This window comes from Sporosarcina sp. FSL W7-1349 (assembly GCF_038003045.1).
In the GTDB taxonomy this organism is placed as follows: domain Bacteria; phylum Bacillota; class Bacilli; order Bacillales_A; family Planococcaceae; genus Sporosarcina.
This window is the reverse complement of the sequence record NZ_JBBOOK010000001.1, coordinates 1,621,505-1,639,212: the sequence shown is the minus strand read 5'-3', so window position 1 is coordinate 1,639,212 and position 17,708 is coordinate 1,621,505. Positions and strand designations below refer to the sequence as shown.

Here is a 17,708-nt window from a genome sequence, read left to right as displayed (position 1 = left end):
GAGGAAGGCAGTCTAAGTGCGCGACGTCCTGTCGCAACGACTGCATGACCGCCATCCTGTCGGCCTCGAGCTCGAAAAAATCCGGACGCAATCACGCCGAGGCGTGATTGATTCGTAGGTTTTTTTGTTGGGGTCATTGTCTTTGGATATGAGATTTTATTTCCAACCACTCCCTTTGTCTTTTCTGCTATTCTAGCGGGGCTATCGGCTTGGATTGGTAGTTTGTTGGGGAATAAATTATTTGCAGATCGAAATAAGTAGGGAAGTAAATAAAGGCGGCATGGACGATAGGGATATCATTCATGCCGCCTTTTTATATTTATTTCTTTTGAATGGTTTCACCCATACGCAGGAAGTTCTCAAAGTGCTTTTCATCTGGAGAATCATAGATGGTGAGGCGGACCAGTTGGCCGTCCCGCTCGAAAACTGTGCTCGTCACTGTCACGGAATCCGTTTGTGCAGAATAGGCTACAGCATCTTCAATTCCATCGCCTTTCGGCAGTTTAGCTTCGTCTGTCACTTCTGTCGCAGGTTGACCATCTGTCGAAGCGCTGACGACTTCTTTTGTATTTTCCAGGAATTCGTCCATTTCCACTTCGGCTGCATCCATCGTTTCAATGCGCATAAAGATTGCGCTATCTTCATCCACCATCAAGCTGTCTCTTCCCGGCTCTTCGCTAGTTAAGCTATAGCCTGGCAGAACGGCCAAGGCATAATCTTGCTCATCGCTCTCTGTTTGGACGGCATCGGTCAATTCGTCCGTTTGGCCATCAGCCGGTTCACCGGCATCCTCTTGTCCTTCAGTATCGGCAGGTTCTGCTTCCTCTGGTTCCGTTTCTTCTGCAGGTGCCCCAGTAGTCGTATCTTCGACTGCGTTTGTCGGCTCTTCCTGTTGCTCGGCCGGATTTTCGTTGCCGGCCTCCGTTCCACATGCGGCCAGAAGAATCGCGGTTGCAAGTGAAACAGAAAGTAATTTCCATTTGCTTTTCATTGAAAATCCCTCCTTCTACCATATGACGCTAGGCTAGCGTGAAAGTTTCACTTTTCATTTCCGTGAATGATTTTGTACCGTTTATGATTGACGACGGTTTTCTCTTCCAGTTCCAGTTCATCGAAGTTTTCCATGTATGTGAGGTCAACAATGACCGAGTTCTCATTCACTTTTTCCACAATCCCTTGCAGTCCATCTTTGAACTCTATAATATTCCCCACTTCAGCAATATTCATAGATCGCATCTCCTTTACAGTTACCGATTATTAGAGGCGGTTCAAGTTTACCTCTCTAGTTTGCCTTAAAATAGAATGAAGGTAAAGGATTTTCTTTGGAATTGTGCGCAACTGGTCATCTAATTTTCAATGATTTCCATGATATGTTTCTTTGTATGGATTACTGGGTAGGTATATAATTAGGAAATCAGCCATAATTTTGAAAGGTCGGAGGAAATCGGTTTGAATGGTAGCTTAGATGAGAAAATTGAACAGGTTAGAATAGAGATGATCCAGACTGTGGAGCGGCTGGGGATGACTTCTAAAGAAACAATTGAAATCAGTCAAAAGTTGGATGAATTGATTAACCAATCCATTCATCAAAAAAACACGGCCAAATGGTAATGGAGTATTTTGGCGATCAAGTCAGGCAAGCAAGGCTGAGGCATCATAGGTCGGATAAATGGACTTCATCAAAACTTTTTATCGAATAAAAAAGATTTTTAAAAAAATGTTGAAAAAGATGTTTAGGAAGTAAACAAAGCGGGGACATTATAAATGAACACAGCAACATTCTCATTTCCCCCTTTTGTGGACGGAACCCTCTCTGGAGGATCCGTCCTCTTTTTTTTGTCGGAATCGGAGTGGAAAATGTCGGAAACTTTGTTACGATGGGAAGAGGTCAAGAACTAAAGGGGGAATGGTCGGATGGAGAAGAAACGGATCGCTTTCATCGGCACCGGAGTGATGGGTGCCAGCATTGTGAAACATTTACTAGCCGCAGATCATGAAGTCGTGTTGTTCACTCGGACGAAAAGTAAGGCGGATCCACTCGTGAAAGAGGGGGCCAAGTGGGCGAGCACGGTACAGGAAGCGGTAACAGGCGCGGATGTGGTCTTTACGATGGTCGGACTGCCACAAGATGTCGAGGAGGTCTATTATGGACCGGAAGGAGTCTTTTCTGCTGGGGAAGAGGGGCAAGTGCTCGTAGACATGACGACATCAAGCCCTTCTTTGGCCAAACGGATTGAAAAGGATGCACAAGAAAGAGGCATGGCTGCGATTGATGCGCCGGTATCGGGAGGGGATGTCGGAGCGCGGAACGGCACATTATCCATCATGTGTGGCGGAAAGCTGCAAGCGTTCGAAGAGATGTTGCCGATCCTATCTCTATTTGGAAAGCAGATCATCTATCAAGGGGAGCCAGGAGCCGGACAACATACGAAGATGGCGAACCAGATCGCCATTGCGACAAACATGATCGGCGTCTGCGAAGCCATTTCCTATGCACAGCAAGCGGGACTTGACCCGGAAGTTGCGCTGACATCGATTACGTCAGGTGCGGCCGGTTCTTGGTCATTGTCCAATCTAGGCCCACGAATGCTACAAGGCGATTTCGAGCCCGGATTTTACGTCAAACATTTCCTGAAAGACATGGACATTGCACTAAAAGAGGCGGAATCGATGAATTTGGATTTGCCGGGACTTCAAATGGCGAGGGACATGTATAATGAATTGATCGGCCAAGGATATGGAGAAAAAGGAACGCAAGTGCTTTTTAAGCGATATGAAGGACAACAGTGAATGGGTGTCGATCCGCCTGCAAAGGGACGGATCGACTTTTTATTTTCCGTCCAAATAGGAAGAGCGGAAGCCTTGTGTGTTGTTCACCCGACGGACTTTTTGTTTCACAACAGGCCGCTTCGGTTTTTCCTCCCTTTCCGGTTGGAAGCCGAGGAAATGGGTCAAGAGGTTGCGCGCTTCGTTCAAACTCATTCGCTCTTGCGGGTTCCGGGAGTTCCGGTCTTGTTCGCCGAGGTGAGGAAGAGAAAGGAAATCTTCTTTTTCAGGGATGGTATGGAAGAGGAAATCTTGACATTGGACAAGCACCGTGGAATGTTGTTTGCTCTGTTTCGGATTATCGACGAAATGCAGGCCGATCTTCTCCGCCAATCCTTCGCGGATCAGTTTATCGAGCGCCATCTTTTTCAGCGTATATAGTTGCCGATTATCCGTCGCCGTTTTTGCATGCCGATTAACTACATAAATGGCAATGGCCAATTGTCGAACCGATTGATGATTTCGTTTCAATAGAATCCTCCTGTTCATCATGATATTCGTCTAATCCAAACTTTATCGTACCAAAAAGACGAACGAGTGTAAATATTTCGACAAGAAAAGATAAGAAACTGCTATATTTACGGAAGAATTGATAGTATACTAGATTTGGATAGGAGAAAATTCCCTCCTAATTCTTATGTTGAATTCGTACGGTAGGACGGAGGCGCCCATGGGATATTTAGATGCGACACAACCATTTGACCAGATACTGTCATCTTCATTATCCGATAGCCCCTTTCATATGGTGACGCTGATCGGGAAGAATGATCGGGATGAGTTTGACGTTCTATACAGCAATCAATTGGCCCAACAACATTTCCAGCAGTCGGCCGGTGTCCAGGCTTCCGATTTTTTCGGAGACCTATGGAAGCCGATTAAGTCGAAGCTGCGGAAATTGCCTTCTGAAGGCTATAAACAGACAGAAATCGAGTGGAAGAGCGAAGGCGTTTCCACATTGTACGAGCTTTACTTGCAGACCGGTCAGCTGGAATGCGGCGAAGCTATCATCTTTTTGGAAATAAATGAACGGCAAGACTTGGCAACCGAACGGGATAGCCGAACGGAGCTTGAACATAAATATATGTCTTTCATCGACCGCAATTTGGATCCGATTTTCACCATCGGCAGGGACTATACGATTCTGTATTCCAATGAAGCGGTATTCGAATTGTATGGCTACCGGCAGAAAGAAGTGTCGGGGCGATCCATCTTGAACTTGCTGGATGATGAAAAAAAGAGTGAATTCAAATATGTCATTGCCCGGGCATTAGGCGGGGAAACTGTTGAAATGGACGATGTTTCATTCTCCCATAAGAATGGGCATCTGCTCCCTACCTTTTTGAAAGCAATCCCGATTCTGATGGATGGATATGTTAATGAAATCCATCTTCTACTGCGGGATACCTCTTTGCATCAGGAAAACAATGAAAAATTGTATTTTCTGTCGAATCATGACCAATTGACGGGACTTTGGAATCGAAATGCGATGAAGTCCCACTTTGTAGAGGATGCTGCCTATGCGCAACGGGCAGAGGAGAGTTTGGCCTTTCTGCACTTAGGGTTGGATCGGTTCAAATTGATCAATGAATCGCTCGGACATACCGGGGCGGATGAAATTTTGAAGATCGTAGCCGATCGTTTGAAGAAAATTTGCCCGACGACGGCAAAGTTGTATCGCAAGAGCGGCGACGAATTCATCATGACCTTGTCGAATCATACAACGGCCAAGACAGAAAAGCTGTCGCAGCAAATTTTAGGGGATTTCGCCAAGCCGTTTTATTATAATCATCAGGAGTATTTCATTTCGGCTTCACTGGGCATTTCCATATATCCGGAGGACGGCAAGACTCTTGAGGATTTGTTGAGGAAATCGGAACAGGCGCTTCGGTTCGTGAAGCAGCGGGGGCGTTCCCATTACCGATTTTATCAGGATCGCATGAATTCGATCTTCCCGGATGAGGCGCTGATGGAGTCGCATCTCCGAAGGGCAATCGAGTTGGATGAGCTATCGGTACATTATCAGCCGCAGGTCGACTTGCGGACTGGTCAAATTAGCAGTTTCGAAGCATTGCTCCGTTGGAATAACCGAAAATTCGGCTTCGTGTCGCCAGGGCAGTTCATCCCCATTTTAGAGGAATCGGGATTGATCCACGATATCGGCGATTGGGTGCTGGATCAGGTCTGCCGGCAATTGAAGGAATGGCAGAAAAAGAAGTTCCGGTTCGTTCGGATTGCGGTCAATATTTCGCCCCAGCAATTCCGGTTGGAAACGTTCATCGATAAAGTGAAAAAGAAGATCATAGACTATGACATCGCTCCTTCATCGCTGGAAGTGGAGATCACCGAGAGCTCATTGACCGATATGGATGAGACGATCAGTACGCTGAATGAGTTGAAGAAGATTGGCGTGACGATTGCTGTCGATGATTTTGGCACAGGATATTCGTCCCTCAGTTATTTGAAGCAATATCCGATCGATATTATCAAAATCGATCGGTCCTTCATCAAAGATATCGAAACGGATGCCAAAAACGCGGCCATCGCCCGGACAATCATTAATTTGGCGCATAATCTGGGAATGGATGTTATTGCGGAAGGCGTCGAAAAAGAACTGCAAGCCCAAATTCTGTTGGAAGCCAATTGCTATAAAGCTCAAGGTTTCCTCTACAGTAAAGCCGTACCCGCGGAAGTGATCGTGGAAAAGTATTTTTCGGCTTTGGGCTGATTGAAAACGGATGACTCAGAATTAGAGTCGTCCGTTTTTAATTTCCCAAAAGAAAGAAAATTGCATCTTGTTTCCCCTCGTAAAACAATTAGCTTGGTGGTACAATATGAATGAATAGTCATTCACAAAAGGTGAGGGGGAATTAATGTGGCGGATGAAAAAGTAATGATCGTAACGGGCGGTTCGAATGGAATGGGGAAGTATATGGCGAAAAAATTTGTGGAGGATGGGTATCAAGTCATTATAACCGGCAGGGATTTGGAAAGACTAAAAGCAGCACGGCAAGAAATCGGGGAAAGGGTCCATATTTTTCAAATGGATGTGCGCGATTTGGAATCCGTCGATGCAATGGTCGCCTTCGCGGATGAAACATTTGGCCGGATCGATGGATTGGTAAATAATGCTGCGGGGAATTTCATCGTCCGCGCGGAAGATTTAAGTCCGAATGGCTGGAAAACTGTCATTGATATCGTATTGAACGGAACCTTTTATTGCACAAGCGCTGTCGGGAAGTATTGGATTGAGAACGGGCAAAAGGGAGCCATCTTGAATATGCTAGTAACATACGCTTGGGGTGCCGGTGCAGGCGTCATCCACTCTGCGGCCGCAAAAGCGGGTGTCATGTCGATGACACGGACACTGGCGGTAGAGTGGGGCCATCGATATGGAATCCGTGTAAATGGGATTGCCCCTGGCCCGATTGACCGGACAGGAGGGGCGGAAAAACTGTGGGAATCGGAAGAAGCAGCAAAACGGACACTTGCTTCCGTGCCGCTCGGAAGGCTTGGCCAGCCCGAAGAAATTGCGGAGTTGGCATCATTTATCATGTCCGAGAAAGCCGCTTATATGAATGGGGAAATCGTGACCTTGGACGGCGGACAATGGCTCAACCAATTCCCGTTTTGATCGGGTGGCATTCTTCCCCCAGTCCAAAATAACGGGGGATCTTGAAAAACAGTGCATTGCCACGGTTAATTCACCCAGATCAGTGCATCCTTTCGATAAAAGGAGGATGTCTTATGGATATATGGTCAATTCCGTTGGCAATTGTCGTTTTGATAGTTACGGCTATCACCATCTGGTCGGTCCGTAAATGGCAGAGTGGCGACCCTGTAGTGAATGGAAGGGACAGCCAGATTCCCGAAGCGATCGAGGAGCACCCGTTTACCCTGAACCCAATCCTATGGGTGATTCTCGTTGCTGTATTTTTTATAGGAATCGTCATTTTCTATTATGCATTCAGCTCTTCTTATTAGAAGGGAAAACCTCTTCGATTGTGAAGAGGTTTTTGCTTGAAAAGAAGGTTCGGCGGCACTTCTTGTGGTATGATAGAAATGAAGATTCATTTAAGTCTTAGCACAGCTAGAGAAGGAGCCGATTTACATGATTTCTGTAAACAACAGGGATTTTCTTTTTATGCCCGTTTCGGACTATATCATTTCATCTGAGAAAGTTGCGCATGTCCAGGTCGGAAATAATGCAGAACACGCCCTTCTTGTCCTGACGAAAACAGGATATTCAGCGATTCCTGTTTTGGATGCGAAATTCCATCTGAAAGGGCTGCTTGGCATCGGGATGATCACCGACTCCATTTTGGGGCTGGAGCGCATCGAGTATGAACGACTGTCCGAATTGAAAGTCGACGAAATTATGCAAACCGACATTCCTTCGATTCTAACGACGGATCGATTCCAAAAAGGGTTGGACCTTCTGATCAATCATACATTTTTATGTGTGACGGAAGAGGACGGCACTTTTGCAGGGATTTTGACACGACGCGTGATGCTGAAACAGTTTAAAAAATATATCTATTCTGTTCAACAGTAAGGTCCACAGTTATGTAATAGAATCGTATGGAATGGGAGCGATGTTCAAACTTCGCTCAATTATGGCAACGGTTACAAAGGGGTAGCTTCCTGGTGGAAGCGTGTCAAGGATGAAGAGAGACAACATAAGAGGAAAGGCTCCGTGGAGGGGCCTTTTTCTAATGAAAGTGATTTTCCGGTTTGCCGCTCGAGAACGTAGCCAGGAGGCGAGGCCCTTGTAACAAGGGCTATGTGAAAGATACATAAATGGTTGCGGCATTGTTTGGAAGGAGTGATCTTGATGGAAATACAGCAGAAACGGACGAATCGTCCACTTGTTTTAATATCAGTCATGTTGGCCATGTTTGTCGGCGCGGTGGAAGCGACGATTGTCACGACAGCGATGCCTTCGATTGCCGCCGACTTGGGCGGTTTCTCCAGGTATAGCTGGATTTTTTCCGCTTATATGCTGATGAGTACTGTAACGGTGCTCATTTATGGAAAATTGGCCGATTTGTTCGGTCGGAAGCCAATCCTTTTTATCGGGATGGCCATTTTTTTAATCGGCTCGATCTTGTGCGGGTTCGCCGTGACGATGGAACAATTGATCGGCTACCGTTTCTTGCAAGGCTTGGGTGCAGGTGCCGTCATGCCGATTGCCACGACGATTGTCGGTGATATTTACACGACGGAAGAGCGGGCGAAAATCCAAGGGTATTTATCCAGTGTCTGGGGGATTTCCGCGGTTTCCGGCCCGGTGATCGGAGGAATGCTCGTCCAGTATTTGAATTGGAAATTCGTTTTCTGGGTCAATGTGCCATTGGGGGTGCTTGCCATTTTGGGGATTTATTTATTCCTTCATGAACCGGTCCGCGAGAAAAAGGTTTCCATCGATTACAAAGGGGCCATCCTGTTAACGACTTCCTTATCCGTTATTTTGTATTGGCTTGTGGAGGGCGGGCATTCGTTCAGCCGCCAATCCATTTATAGTTTTGCATTGGTCGGAATCGGAATCGTGTTGTTTGCCATCTTTGTCCGCGTCGAGAAGACGGTGGCAGAGCCGATGATGCCGTTTTCGATTTGGAAAAACCCGGTCATCTTGTATGCCAATTTGGTGTCGATGACAACAGGGGTTATTTTGATCGGGATATCCTCCTATTTGCCGACGTTTGTCACAGGTGTGATGGAACAGCCGGCCATCATTGCGGGCTTCACATTGACGTCAATGTCGATCGGATGGCCGATCGCTTCTTCTATTGCGGGTCACTTGCTCATCCGGTATGGTACCTTCCGTGTTTCATTCGTGGGAGGTTTGTCTCTTATCATCGGGACAGGCCTATTTGTTTTGATGAATGCGGAATCCGGTCCGTGGTGGGCTGCCTTGGCGAGTTTTTTCGTCGGTATCGGGATGGGGTTGACGAGCACTTCATTCATCGTCACCATCCAAGGGGCCGTCGTCCACGAACAGCGGGGCTCCGCAACTGCGGCAAATATGTTCATGCGCAATCTCGGAAATACAGTAGGAGCAGCCATTTTCGGCGCTGTCCTGAACGGTTCGCTCCTTTATCAATTCAATAAGCAACAATCGGATTTTCAAGTGGATGACATTAATCTGTTGCTGACTGCCAGCAGCAGGGAAGCTTTGCCAGCGAGCGAACTTCACTCCTTGCAGACGACTCTGGACATTTCATTGCAATGGGTTTATCTCTCGGTGGCTTTGTTCGCTCTGTTAAGCCTGCTTCTCATATTACGGATTCCGCGTGGAAAGGGGTATCACCATGACAACAACTGAATTGGAAATCATCAAAGCACTCGCCGAGGAGGGGAATATGCGGAAGGCCGCAGAGCGTTTATTTTTATCACAACCCGCTCTGTCTCAACGGTTGCAGTCCATCGAGAAGGAGTGGGGGACGCTGCTGTTCCTCCGCTCCCAGAAAGGTCTGGAGCCGACGCCCGCCGGGGAATTGGTCATCCAATATGCGAAGGAAGCGATCGGCAAGCGGGAAGAGACGGTCGAATTAATCGCTTCGATGGCAGATAAAGTGCACGGGACGCTAAAGATCGCCTGCGCCTCCATCGTATGCCAAGCTTGGCTTCCTCAAGTGCTGAAAGACTATGTGAAACAATATCCCGATGCGAAGATATCCCTCATGACAGGATGGAGTTCTGAAATTGTCAAAGCGCTCTATGAAGGAGAGGCGCATGTCGGAATCGTCCGCGGACAGGTAGATTGGAAGAGCCACAAGAAGTATCTGTTTCGCGACAGGCTCTATTTAGTGGACCAGGAAATCCAGACGTTGGATGAGTTAAATGACACCGATCGCCCCTTTGTCCAGTTCAAAAGTGACTCCAATTATCATATGGAAATCCGCAGGTGGTGGCAGCATCATTTCAATCAATACCCGAATCGCCAGATCACTGTCGATCAAATCGAGACATGCAAGCAACTTGCGGTGAACGGGATCGGCTATGCCATCTTGCCATCCATCACACTGACCGGCGACGAAGTGGTGAATAAAGTGCCATTGCTCAATAATGAGGAGGAATTCGAATTGACACGTGATACGTGGCTGATCGGCTATGAATCGACCTTCTCCTTAAAGCAAGTGGACGCCTTCTCCCAAATTGTCCAAACCCACGCGGAACTGATGCAAAGAAATCATGAATATTAAGAAGAGAGAGGAACCTTATTTTCACACTGACGTACTAATTAAATAGAATAAGGATTGTAATGCACCTGGGTTACGGGCGCTTACATCAAAGTGAAATGAGTAGTGACGGGGGTGTTCATGATGTGGAAACGAGTAGCAGTGTGTCTGACGGTATTCATCGGAGGATTACTGTCATTGCCTTCCGCGATGGCAATGGCCGCACCTGCATTGAAAGTGGAAGCGGTGGCCGGCTTCGAGGGCAAGGCGAAATATGGGAAGGGGGCCCCGCTTTCGATAACAGTGGAGAATAGCGGAACGTCCGCATTCCAAGGGGATCTCGTCATCGATGTCCCGTTCAATTACCAGACGGGCAGCGGGGTTGCGATCCCGCTCGATTTGGATGCAGGAGAAACATATTCCTCAACACTTGTCATTCCGGCAATAAACGATCCGGGACATTCTTTTGGGCAGGGTACTGCCAAATCGATTTTCTTGTACGAAGGGGGATGGAAAAAGGGTAAGGAAATCCCTCATAAAGGGGCTCAACTCATCACTACATCGTTGGTAGGGGAAGAATCAAGACTTATTTTGCCGATGACAGATCATGTCGACCGGCTGGCAGCGATGAAGAAAGCTCAATTACCCAATTGGACGGGTGGTCAGTTTGTTATTTCCAATTGGGGCAGCGAAAAGTTTCCGGATGATGGGGCAGCATGGGGTTCCGTTGACTTCATGATTGCCGACGAGTATCCACTTTCCGACTTGTCCAAGAAAAAGCAGGAAGCCATCCTGAAATGGGTCCGTTCCGGCGGCATCTTGATTGTCGGCGGCTCGGAAAATTTGGCAGCCGAAGCGGGTGTTTTCACCGATTCTCTGCCGATGCAGTTGAACGGCAAGAGCGAAACCGATGCCGCTGTCCTCAACGCTTGGGCGGGAACAGGCCAATTGGATGGAACAGTTCCCACTTTCCAAACGACGTTGAATCCGGGAGCTATGCCGCTTCTGGAGGATGGGGACCATGTCCTTGTCGCTTACTCGAAAATAGGGCAGGGACTCGTCTTGCAAACGGCCTTCTCTCTAGGGGACGCTCCGCTTGCCACGATGGGTGGGATGACGGACGTCTGGAATCAATTATTTGCAGCAGGGGAGAAAAATCTCTCCATAACGAATCGGAACTTTGAAAATCCTTCCGAAGCCATTGTACATACGATCGGAAGTGCCAATGACCTATTTCCGTCATTCAAAGTGTCCGCTCCGCTTTTATTCGGAATCATCGTCTTCTATATTATCTTGATCGTCCCGGTGCTGTATTTCATTTTGAAAAAGAGGGATAAGCGGGAATATGCGTGGTGGATCATACCGGCGGTTGCCCTGTTAACGTCCATCGGCATCTTCACATACGGGGCGAAAGATCGGATTGGCCGCGCGCAAATCCAGCATAGCGCTGTATTGAATGTAGAATCAGACGGGGCGTTGACCGGTTATTATGCGGAATCGATTTTATCCAACAAGTCGGGTGATTTTACGTTTACCGCTCCGGCGGGGACGGAATTGTATGCAGAAATGCCAATGGATATGTTCACGTCCAATCTCCCGTCCGTTCACAAACAAGCCATCCTTGAAAAGGATGCTTCCGGTTCCACGCTCCATTTGCGCAATGTCGGCTATTGGAATGTGGCGACGCTGTTCGGAACGTCGGACGTTGAAAAGCAAGGTGAATTCGACGTTGCCCTGACGGTGGAGAATAAAAAACTGACCGGCACGGTGACGAACGGTTTTCCGTTCCCGTTGACGGATCTATCCATCTGGTCGGGAACCCAGCTGATTCCGATCGGGGATATTGGACCGGGGGAGACACTTCGAGTGGATGAAACGCTTAAAAATTCGACTTTAGTGCCGAAGCGCTCCATATATAACCCGTATACCGGATCTGGACGGCAAAATGCGGATGATCTGGACCAAATGCGGAAAGACGGGCTTCTCCAATTTGCGGGGGACTATTTGAGACCGGAAGAAAAGCCTTTCCTGATCGGCTATGCGGATACACAGATCATCCCGGTCCAGTTGAAACAAGGGTCGCCGTCGGTTTCCTCATTGACCATGGTCATGCAGCCGATTACGGTCCAGACTAACTTTGGCGACTCGTTCGAGGTCGATTCCGAGATGCTGTCGATGACACTACGCTCGCAGGAACATCAATTCGAGGCGCATTCGGTCGGCTATGTCCCGGATTATTATTATTTTGAAGAATCGGTATACATCCAGACTTGGCAGCTCCCGGAGGAATTGCGAACAGATGATATTGTCTGGACTGGGTTGGAACTGTCTAAAATCCAGCAAACCTTGTACGAGGCAAGTGTACTCAACGTGAAAACGGGTGAATTCGAGGGGGCTGGTTCCGTCGGTTCCATCACAGTCAACCAAAATGTACAAGATTATATTTCTCCGGATGGTAAAATCACCGTTCGGATGAGTATCAAAGACAGTCGGAATGGAAATGAAGGAAAAGCTCCGGAGCTAATGTTGAACGGCGAGGTGGCAAAATGATTGAAATCAAGGGTCTGACGAAACAGTACGGACAGTTCAAGGCGCTCGACAATTTGAATTTATCTCTTTCGGAAGGGACGGTCTTCGGTTTTGTCGGAGCAAATGGTGCCGGGAAATCGACGACATTCCTCATCCTTGCCACTCTTTTGCAAGCGACGTCGGGCGACGCCGTCATCAATGGGGTGAGCGTCCGGGAGAATCCCGCAGAAATACGGAAGATGATTGGCTATATGCCCGATTTCTTTGGCGTCTATGATCAATTGAAGGCGGAGGAGTACCTTGATTTTTACGGAGCAAGCTATGGAATTCCCACAGCAGAAAGGGAAAAGCTCATACCGCAACTTCTCGAATTAGTGGACTTGTCCCATAAGCGCCATTCGTATGTAGACGCATTATCCCGGGGAATGAAGCAACGGCTTTGTCTAGCCCGGAGTCTCATCCATGATCCGAAGGTCCTCATCCTGGATGAGCCGGCGTCGGGCCTGGATCCACGTGCTCGGGTGGAGATGCGGGATATTTTGAAGACGTTGAAAAAGATGGGGAAGACGATACTGATCTCGTCCCATATCTTGCCCGAGCTCGCTGAAATGTGTGACGAAATCGGCGTGATCGATAATGGACGGCTCATTGCGCACGGCTCGGTCGCGGAAATCCAGGCGAAGCTGCAAGGGGAAAAGGTGATCACGGTCCGTACTACCGGCTCGCCTGACCGGTTAGTTTCATTCCTGGAAGAGGAGCCTTTTGTCTCCCATATCATCAGGGAAGACGAGCAAAAGCATGTCGAGTTTGCGTTCAAAGGAAACGAAGAAGATCAGGTCGCCTTGCTGAATCGGGCAGTGGGCCAGCACATTCCGATCCTATCTTTTACGGAACATGTGACCAACTTGGAAGATGTGTTCATGGAAATTACGAAAGGGGCTGACTGAATATGAAAGCAGGTTTTTCGAATCCGGTTCTCTTCAAAGAATTGAAACTCCGGTTCAGGTCAGCCAAAAGCTTCAATGGTTTATTATTTTATTTGATTGCGATGTGCATCTTTGTTTTCGGTTTTATTTTCACAACGATGAACGTGTCGGGCACTTCCTATTTCCGGCCGGATGAAAGTTTCATATTGTTTGCGTTGCTGTCTTTCATCCAATTGGCGCTCGTCTTGTTCATCACTCCAGGACTGACAGCCGGGACGATCAGTTCAGAACGGGAAAAACAGACGCTTCCGATTTTGTTGACGACTTCCCAAAGCTCGTTCCAGATCATCTCCGGAAAATTGCTGTCGTCCATCGCGTTCCTTCTGTTGCTCATCGTAGCAGGATTGCCGGTTTACAGCTTGGTGTTCCTGTTCGGCGGCATCTCACCGGGACGGTTCGCCTTGGTGTTCTTATTCCTCTTCGTGACGTTGCTCGCCATCGGCAGTGTCGGTGTCATGTTCTCGACTTTGATCCGGCGGACGATCGTATCGATGATTGCGACGTATGGGGTCATGCTGTTTTTGACGATTGTCACCGCGTTTCTGTTTCTCCTTGTCATGCAGGTGACCCGTATGAATTACATGGGGACGGGAATGCCGCTGCCATCGTATATCGGCCATATGCTCGCTTCCATCAACCCGGGAGTTCTCGTGGCATCGCTACTATCCCCTGGAATATCGGAAGGCCTTTCAGAGATGACACAAGTGAAGTTTCCCGTTTGGGTCGGTTACTTGACGTTCTATGTCATTTTGACGATCGGGTCATTGCTCATTTCCGTCACCAATTTACGTGTCAATATGAAACGGACTAAATAAGGAGGAGTTGGACGGATGGACAGTTTGCTTCAATATGTCAGGTCGGCATTGCGGCGTTTGCAGTTCGAGAAATCTGTCCATCGGTTGCAGGGCGTTTTATTCGCCGCCACCGCGACTGCCTTGCTCATCGTGGCGGTGAGCCGCTTGTTCGTTTGGCCCCACTATATGCGGATTGCTGCCATTGCCGCCGGTGTTGTATTGGTCAGCTCCTTGCTCTATCTATTTTATAGGCGAGTCAAAAGAATGGATGCCATCCGAAAGTTGGATGCGTATTTAGCGGATAACCTCTTGCTGACTGCTTTAACGGTGAATGAGGCGGAAACCCACCTGGCATCTGCGCTCGTCCGTTCCGCTGAAACGGAAGTGGCGGATGCTTTTGAACGGTTCAAAAAAAGGGAGAAGCATTATGTAAATGGGAAAATGCTTACCGGCTTCGGAATTGCAACGATCCTCCTTGCCGTTCTGATCCTCTTTCCATCCGAGGCACAGCGTGAAGCGGAAGCCGGTGTCAAAGAAAAGGAAATCGTCGAAGAACTGAAAAAAGAAGTGAAAGAGCTGGCGAAAAAAGAACCGGTCCCCGAAGCGAAAAAGGAATTGGATTCTCTTGTCGACAAGTTGCAGGAGTTGAAAATACCCGAAGAAATACTCCGGGAAGTGGTGAAAAAGCAGAAGGAATTGAAGTTGCAAGAGCAAGATTTGGCAGAGAAGAGCACGGCGGGTGAATCCGATGAAACATCTGCCGATCAGCTATCCGAAGAGGAACTGGAACAATTGAAATCGCTCGCCAAATTAGCCGATGCGCTAGCCCGGAACGTAGGCAAAGCGCAAACCGCGTTGAATAAAATCGGAAAGGCACCGAGCCTGCCGGCGTTGGCTAGTGGGAATCCGACTTCCGAAAATTCATCATCCGGCAATTCAGGAAGCCAAAGTCCGACCGGCGAACCCGGCTCGGCTGAAGGGCAACCGGGCGCAGGCGCTGGGGAAGGAGACAGCCAAAGTGTAGGCACCGGTCAATCCGGTCAGAATCCAAGTTCCGGCCAAGGCACTGGCCAAGGTTCGAATCAAGGACAAGGCAACAGCGGCCAAGGGCAGGGACAGGGGAATACAGGATCGGGGCAGGGAACAGGTCAAGGCACCGGCCAAGGAAACGGTCAAGGAGGAACGGGCTCGGGCTTCGGCGGTTCAGGAACTGGAAACGGCCAAGGTGCCGGGGCGGGGACTGGTTCCGGCGGGCGGACGCTCCTGTCGATCCCGTTCGAACGGATCGGGGAGAAATCAGAACCTTCAATTGTCAAAGGCGAGCACGGAAAAGGTGATTTCATCGAAGAACGGTCAACGGATGGACCGGTGGAAAAAGGATCAATCCGTCCTTATCCGGAAGTGGTCGGCGAGTACAAGGAATCCTATTTGCAAAGTGCGGATAAATTGCAACTTCCCTCCGACCTCCAGAATGTATTATCCGATTATTTTTCCTCCATTGAATAGAAAATCATGAAGGATGTGGGGCATATGCCGTTTACACCGGAGCAGTTTGAAGAAATGAGCGGGAATCTTGGAAGGGTGAAAGAGGAAATCGGGAAGTTCATCGTCGGCCAGGAAGAAGCAATTGAGTTTTCCCTCTATGCCATCCTTTCTGACGGCCATGCGCTGTTGGAAGGGTTGCCGGGACTTGGGAAGACGATGCTCATCCGGACAATTTCCGAAGTGTTAGACCTTTCTTTTTCCCGGATCCAGTTCACCCCGGATCTGATGCCGGCGGACATTACCGGAACGAGCATTTTGGAGCGGGATGAAGCAGGCGGGCAACGATTCGTCTTCCAGAAAGGCCCGATTTTCAGCCAGATGGTCCTCGCGGATGAAATCAATCGAGCCACGCCCAAAACGCAGAGCGCCTTGCTGGAAGCGATGGGGGAAAAGACCGTCACCGTTCTCGGTGTGACACGGGAAATGGCACGTCCCTTTTTTGTTCTGGCGACGCAGAACCCGATTGAAATGGAAGGGACCTACCCATTACCGGAAGCGCAGATGGACCGATTCATCTGCAAGATCCTGCTGCCTTACCCTTCCAAGGCGGAATTGAAGGAAATTACGAAGCGCACGACCGGTTCCCGTCAAGTGGCCATTTCGAAAGTGATGGATACCGAAACAATCGTCCGCGCACAGGAGATGGTGAAAGAGGTCGTCATCGCCGATGAGATGATCGAGTATGCCGTCGACTTAGTGGCGGCTACGCAAGGCGGCGGCGGTCCGGCGGAGGAATGGACACGCTTTGTCCAATATGGAAGCGGACCGCGCGGCTTGCAATCGATTATCCGGATGGCCAAAGCGCGGGCGCTCATGAATGGCCGCTATCATGTATCCATCGCGGATATCAAGACGGTTGCCAAACCCGCCCTTCGCCATCGAATTCTCATCAATTACGATGGAGAAGCGGAAGGAATCGACGTCGATCTTCTTATCGATAAGCTTTTGGATGAAGTGAAGCAAGGGAGCGCCGTGTAATGGGACAGAATCTGTTTCCCGATCAGCTTGCCAAGCGGCTTAGTCCATTGTCGATCGTTTCACGTTCCAGGCGGCTCGGCCATCATAAGGGCACTCATCGTTCCCGGAAGACGGGCTCTTCCCTTGATTTCTCCGATTTCCGGGAATACCATCCGGGGGATGATTTGCGTCATATTGATTGGAATGTCTACGCGCGGACAGAGAAACCGTTCATCAAACAGTTTCTGGATGAACAGGAGATGCGGGTCCATATTCTACTCGATCCGACGAAGTCGATGGGAATAGAGGGGAAATGGGATATCGCTCGGCAATTGGCGATAGCGCTCAGCCATATTGCATTGAAAAGCGGGGACACTGTTTCATTTTCCACGTATTCTGACGACCAGAAAATCTTTTTTCGGAGAAAAGGGGCTATCCACCGGGCTGCTATGACGAAATTTATCACTTCAATCGAGGCGTCCGTGTCATCAAGCGATTTCACGGATCGGGCCCTCGCTTCCATTCCGAAAGCAATGACAGTTCTATTCATCATTACTGACGGATTGGAGGCTACGGATAAGTGGGAGCATCTTTTTCGGCGGCTGCCTGGCATTTGCGGTGATGTCCGGTTGATCACGGTCCATTCTGCAATTGAGCAGTCCCCAGAATACGAAGGGGACGTACGCTTTGTTGACGTGGAAAGCGGGGATGGCGTAGAAGTGACGATGACGAAACAGGCCGTGACCGGTTATTTGAATGAAAAGATGACCCATGAGGCGAAGCTTGCGGCGCTGGCCGGAAAATTTGGCATCCGGCTTTTGCGTGCGGAAGTGAAGGATGGCGTTATGGAAACGGTGACGAAGAAAATGAGGCATGCCGGTTGGGTGCGATAG

General features: G+C 48.8%; 17 protein-coding genes. 14 read left to right on the top strand and 3 right to left on the bottom strand.

From position 1 onward, the window contains the following. Positions 1–319: 319 nt before the first annotated feature. Positions 320–991 carry a hypothetical protein gene (locus MKY41_RS08120; protein WP_340744552.1) on the bottom strand — a complete coding sequence of 224 codons (672 nt, stop codon included), beginning with the start codon at positions 989–991 and terminating at the stop codon, positions 320–322. 47 nt (positions 992–1,038) lie between these two features. Beyond that, positions 1,039–1,227, bottom strand: coding sequence for a YkvS family protein (locus MKY41_RS08115; RefSeq protein ID WP_041073735.1), 189 nt, complete (start codon positions 1,225–1,227; stop codon positions 1,039–1,041). Positions 1,228–1,449: 222 nt separating this feature from the next. Here MKY41_RS08115 and MKY41_RS08110 point away from each other — a divergent pair, with 222 nt between their 5' ends. After that, positions 1,450–1,611 (top strand): aspartyl-phosphate phosphatase Spo0E family protein, encoded by a 162-nt coding sequence (locus MKY41_RS08110; RefSeq protein ID WP_340744551.1) that lies wholly within the window; start codon positions 1,450–1,452, stop codon positions 1,609–1,611. Positions 1,612–1,914: 303 nt separating this feature from the next. Then, the gene (locus MKY41_RS08105) at positions 1,915–2,790 is read left to right on the top strand and encodes an NAD(P)-dependent oxidoreductase (RefSeq protein ID WP_340744550.1); all 876 of its coding nucleotides are present in this window, start codon (positions 1,915–1,917) and stop codon (positions 2,788–2,790) included. Positions 2,791–2,829: 39 nt separating this feature from the next. Here MKY41_RS08105 and MKY41_RS08100 read toward each other — a convergent pair whose 3' ends face one another. Beyond that, positions 2,830–3,297, bottom strand: a complete 468-nt coding sequence (locus MKY41_RS08100; RefSeq protein ID WP_231860307.1) for a YkyB family protein — start codon at positions 3,295–3,297, stop codon at positions 2,830–2,832. A 199-nt stretch (positions 3,298–3,496) separates the two neighbouring features. Between MKY41_RS08100 and MKY41_RS08095 the strand changes: the two genes are divergently transcribed. From MKY41_RS08095 to MKY41_RS08040, 12 genes are all read left to right on the top strand, one after another. After that, the gene (locus MKY41_RS08095) at positions 3,497–5,551 is read left to right on the top strand and encodes a putative bifunctional diguanylate cyclase/phosphodiesterase (protein WP_340744549.1); all 2,055 of its coding nucleotides are present in this window, start codon (positions 3,497–3,499) and stop codon (positions 5,549–5,551) included. A gap of 165 nt (positions 5,552–5,716) precedes the next feature. Continuing rightward, positions 5,717–6,457 carry a 2,4-dienoyl-CoA reductase gene (gene fadH, locus MKY41_RS08090; RefSeq protein ID WP_445683328.1) on the top strand — a complete coding sequence of 247 codons (741 nt, stop codon included), beginning with the start codon at positions 5,717–5,719 and terminating at the stop codon, positions 6,455–6,457. 113 nt (positions 6,458–6,570) lie between these two features. Further along, positions 6,571–6,807, top strand: a complete 237-nt coding sequence (locus MKY41_RS08085) for a hypothetical protein (RefSeq protein WP_340744547.1) — start codon at positions 6,571–6,573, stop codon at positions 6,805–6,807. Positions 6,808–6,934: 127 nt separating this feature from the next. Then, entirely contained in the window at positions 6,935–7,378 is a 444-nt protein-coding gene (gene cbpB / locus MKY41_RS08080) for a cyclic-di-AMP-binding protein CbpB (protein WP_041073738.1), read from the top strand. Between the two features lie 279 nt (positions 7,379–7,657). Further along, positions 7,658–9,148 carry an MDR family MFS transporter gene (locus tag MKY41_RS08075; RefSeq protein WP_340744546.1) on the top strand — a complete coding sequence of 497 codons (1,491 nt, stop codon included), beginning with the start codon at positions 7,658–7,660 and terminating at the stop codon, positions 9,146–9,148. Further along, on the top strand, positions 9,135–10,028 hold the full coding sequence (locus tag MKY41_RS08070; protein WP_041073741.1) for a LysR family transcriptional regulator: 894 nt from the start codon (positions 9,135–9,137) through the stop codon (positions 10,026–10,028). Before MKY41_RS08075 ends, MKY41_RS08070 begins: the two co-directional genes overlap by 14 nt. A gap of 120 nt (positions 10,029–10,148) precedes the next feature. Beyond that, the gene (locus MKY41_RS08065) at positions 10,149–12,554 is read left to right on the top strand and encodes a hypothetical protein (protein WP_340744545.1); all 2,406 of its coding nucleotides are present in this window, start codon (positions 10,149–10,151) and stop codon (positions 12,552–12,554) included. Further along, on the top strand, positions 12,551–13,480 hold the full coding sequence (locus tag MKY41_RS08060) for an ABC transporter ATP-binding protein (RefSeq protein ID WP_340744544.1): 930 nt from the start codon (positions 12,551–12,553) through the stop codon (positions 13,478–13,480). The genes MKY41_RS08065 and MKY41_RS08060 overlap by 4 nt, the downstream gene beginning before the upstream one ends. A 2-nt stretch (positions 13,481–13,482) precedes the next feature. Next, positions 13,483–14,334, top strand: coding sequence for an ABC transporter permease (locus MKY41_RS08055; RefSeq protein WP_340744543.1), 852 nt, complete (start codon positions 13,483–13,485; stop codon positions 14,332–14,334). 15 nt (positions 14,335–14,349) lie between these two features. Then, positions 14,350–15,819 carry a hypothetical protein gene (locus MKY41_RS08050; RefSeq protein ID WP_340744542.1) on the top strand — a complete coding sequence of 490 codons (1,470 nt, stop codon included), beginning with the start codon at positions 14,350–14,352 and terminating at the stop codon, positions 15,817–15,819. Positions 15,820–15,843: 24 nt separating this feature from the next. After that, positions 15,844–16,836 carry an AAA family ATPase gene (locus MKY41_RS08045; RefSeq protein WP_340744541.1) on the top strand — a complete coding sequence of 331 codons (993 nt, stop codon included), beginning with the start codon at positions 15,844–15,846 and terminating at the stop codon, positions 16,834–16,836. Further along, on the top strand, positions 16,836–17,708 hold the full coding sequence (locus tag MKY41_RS08040; RefSeq protein ID WP_340744540.1) for a DUF58 domain-containing protein: 873 nt from the start codon (positions 16,836–16,838) through the stop codon (positions 17,706–17,708). Before MKY41_RS08045 ends, MKY41_RS08040 begins: the two co-directional genes overlap by 1 nt.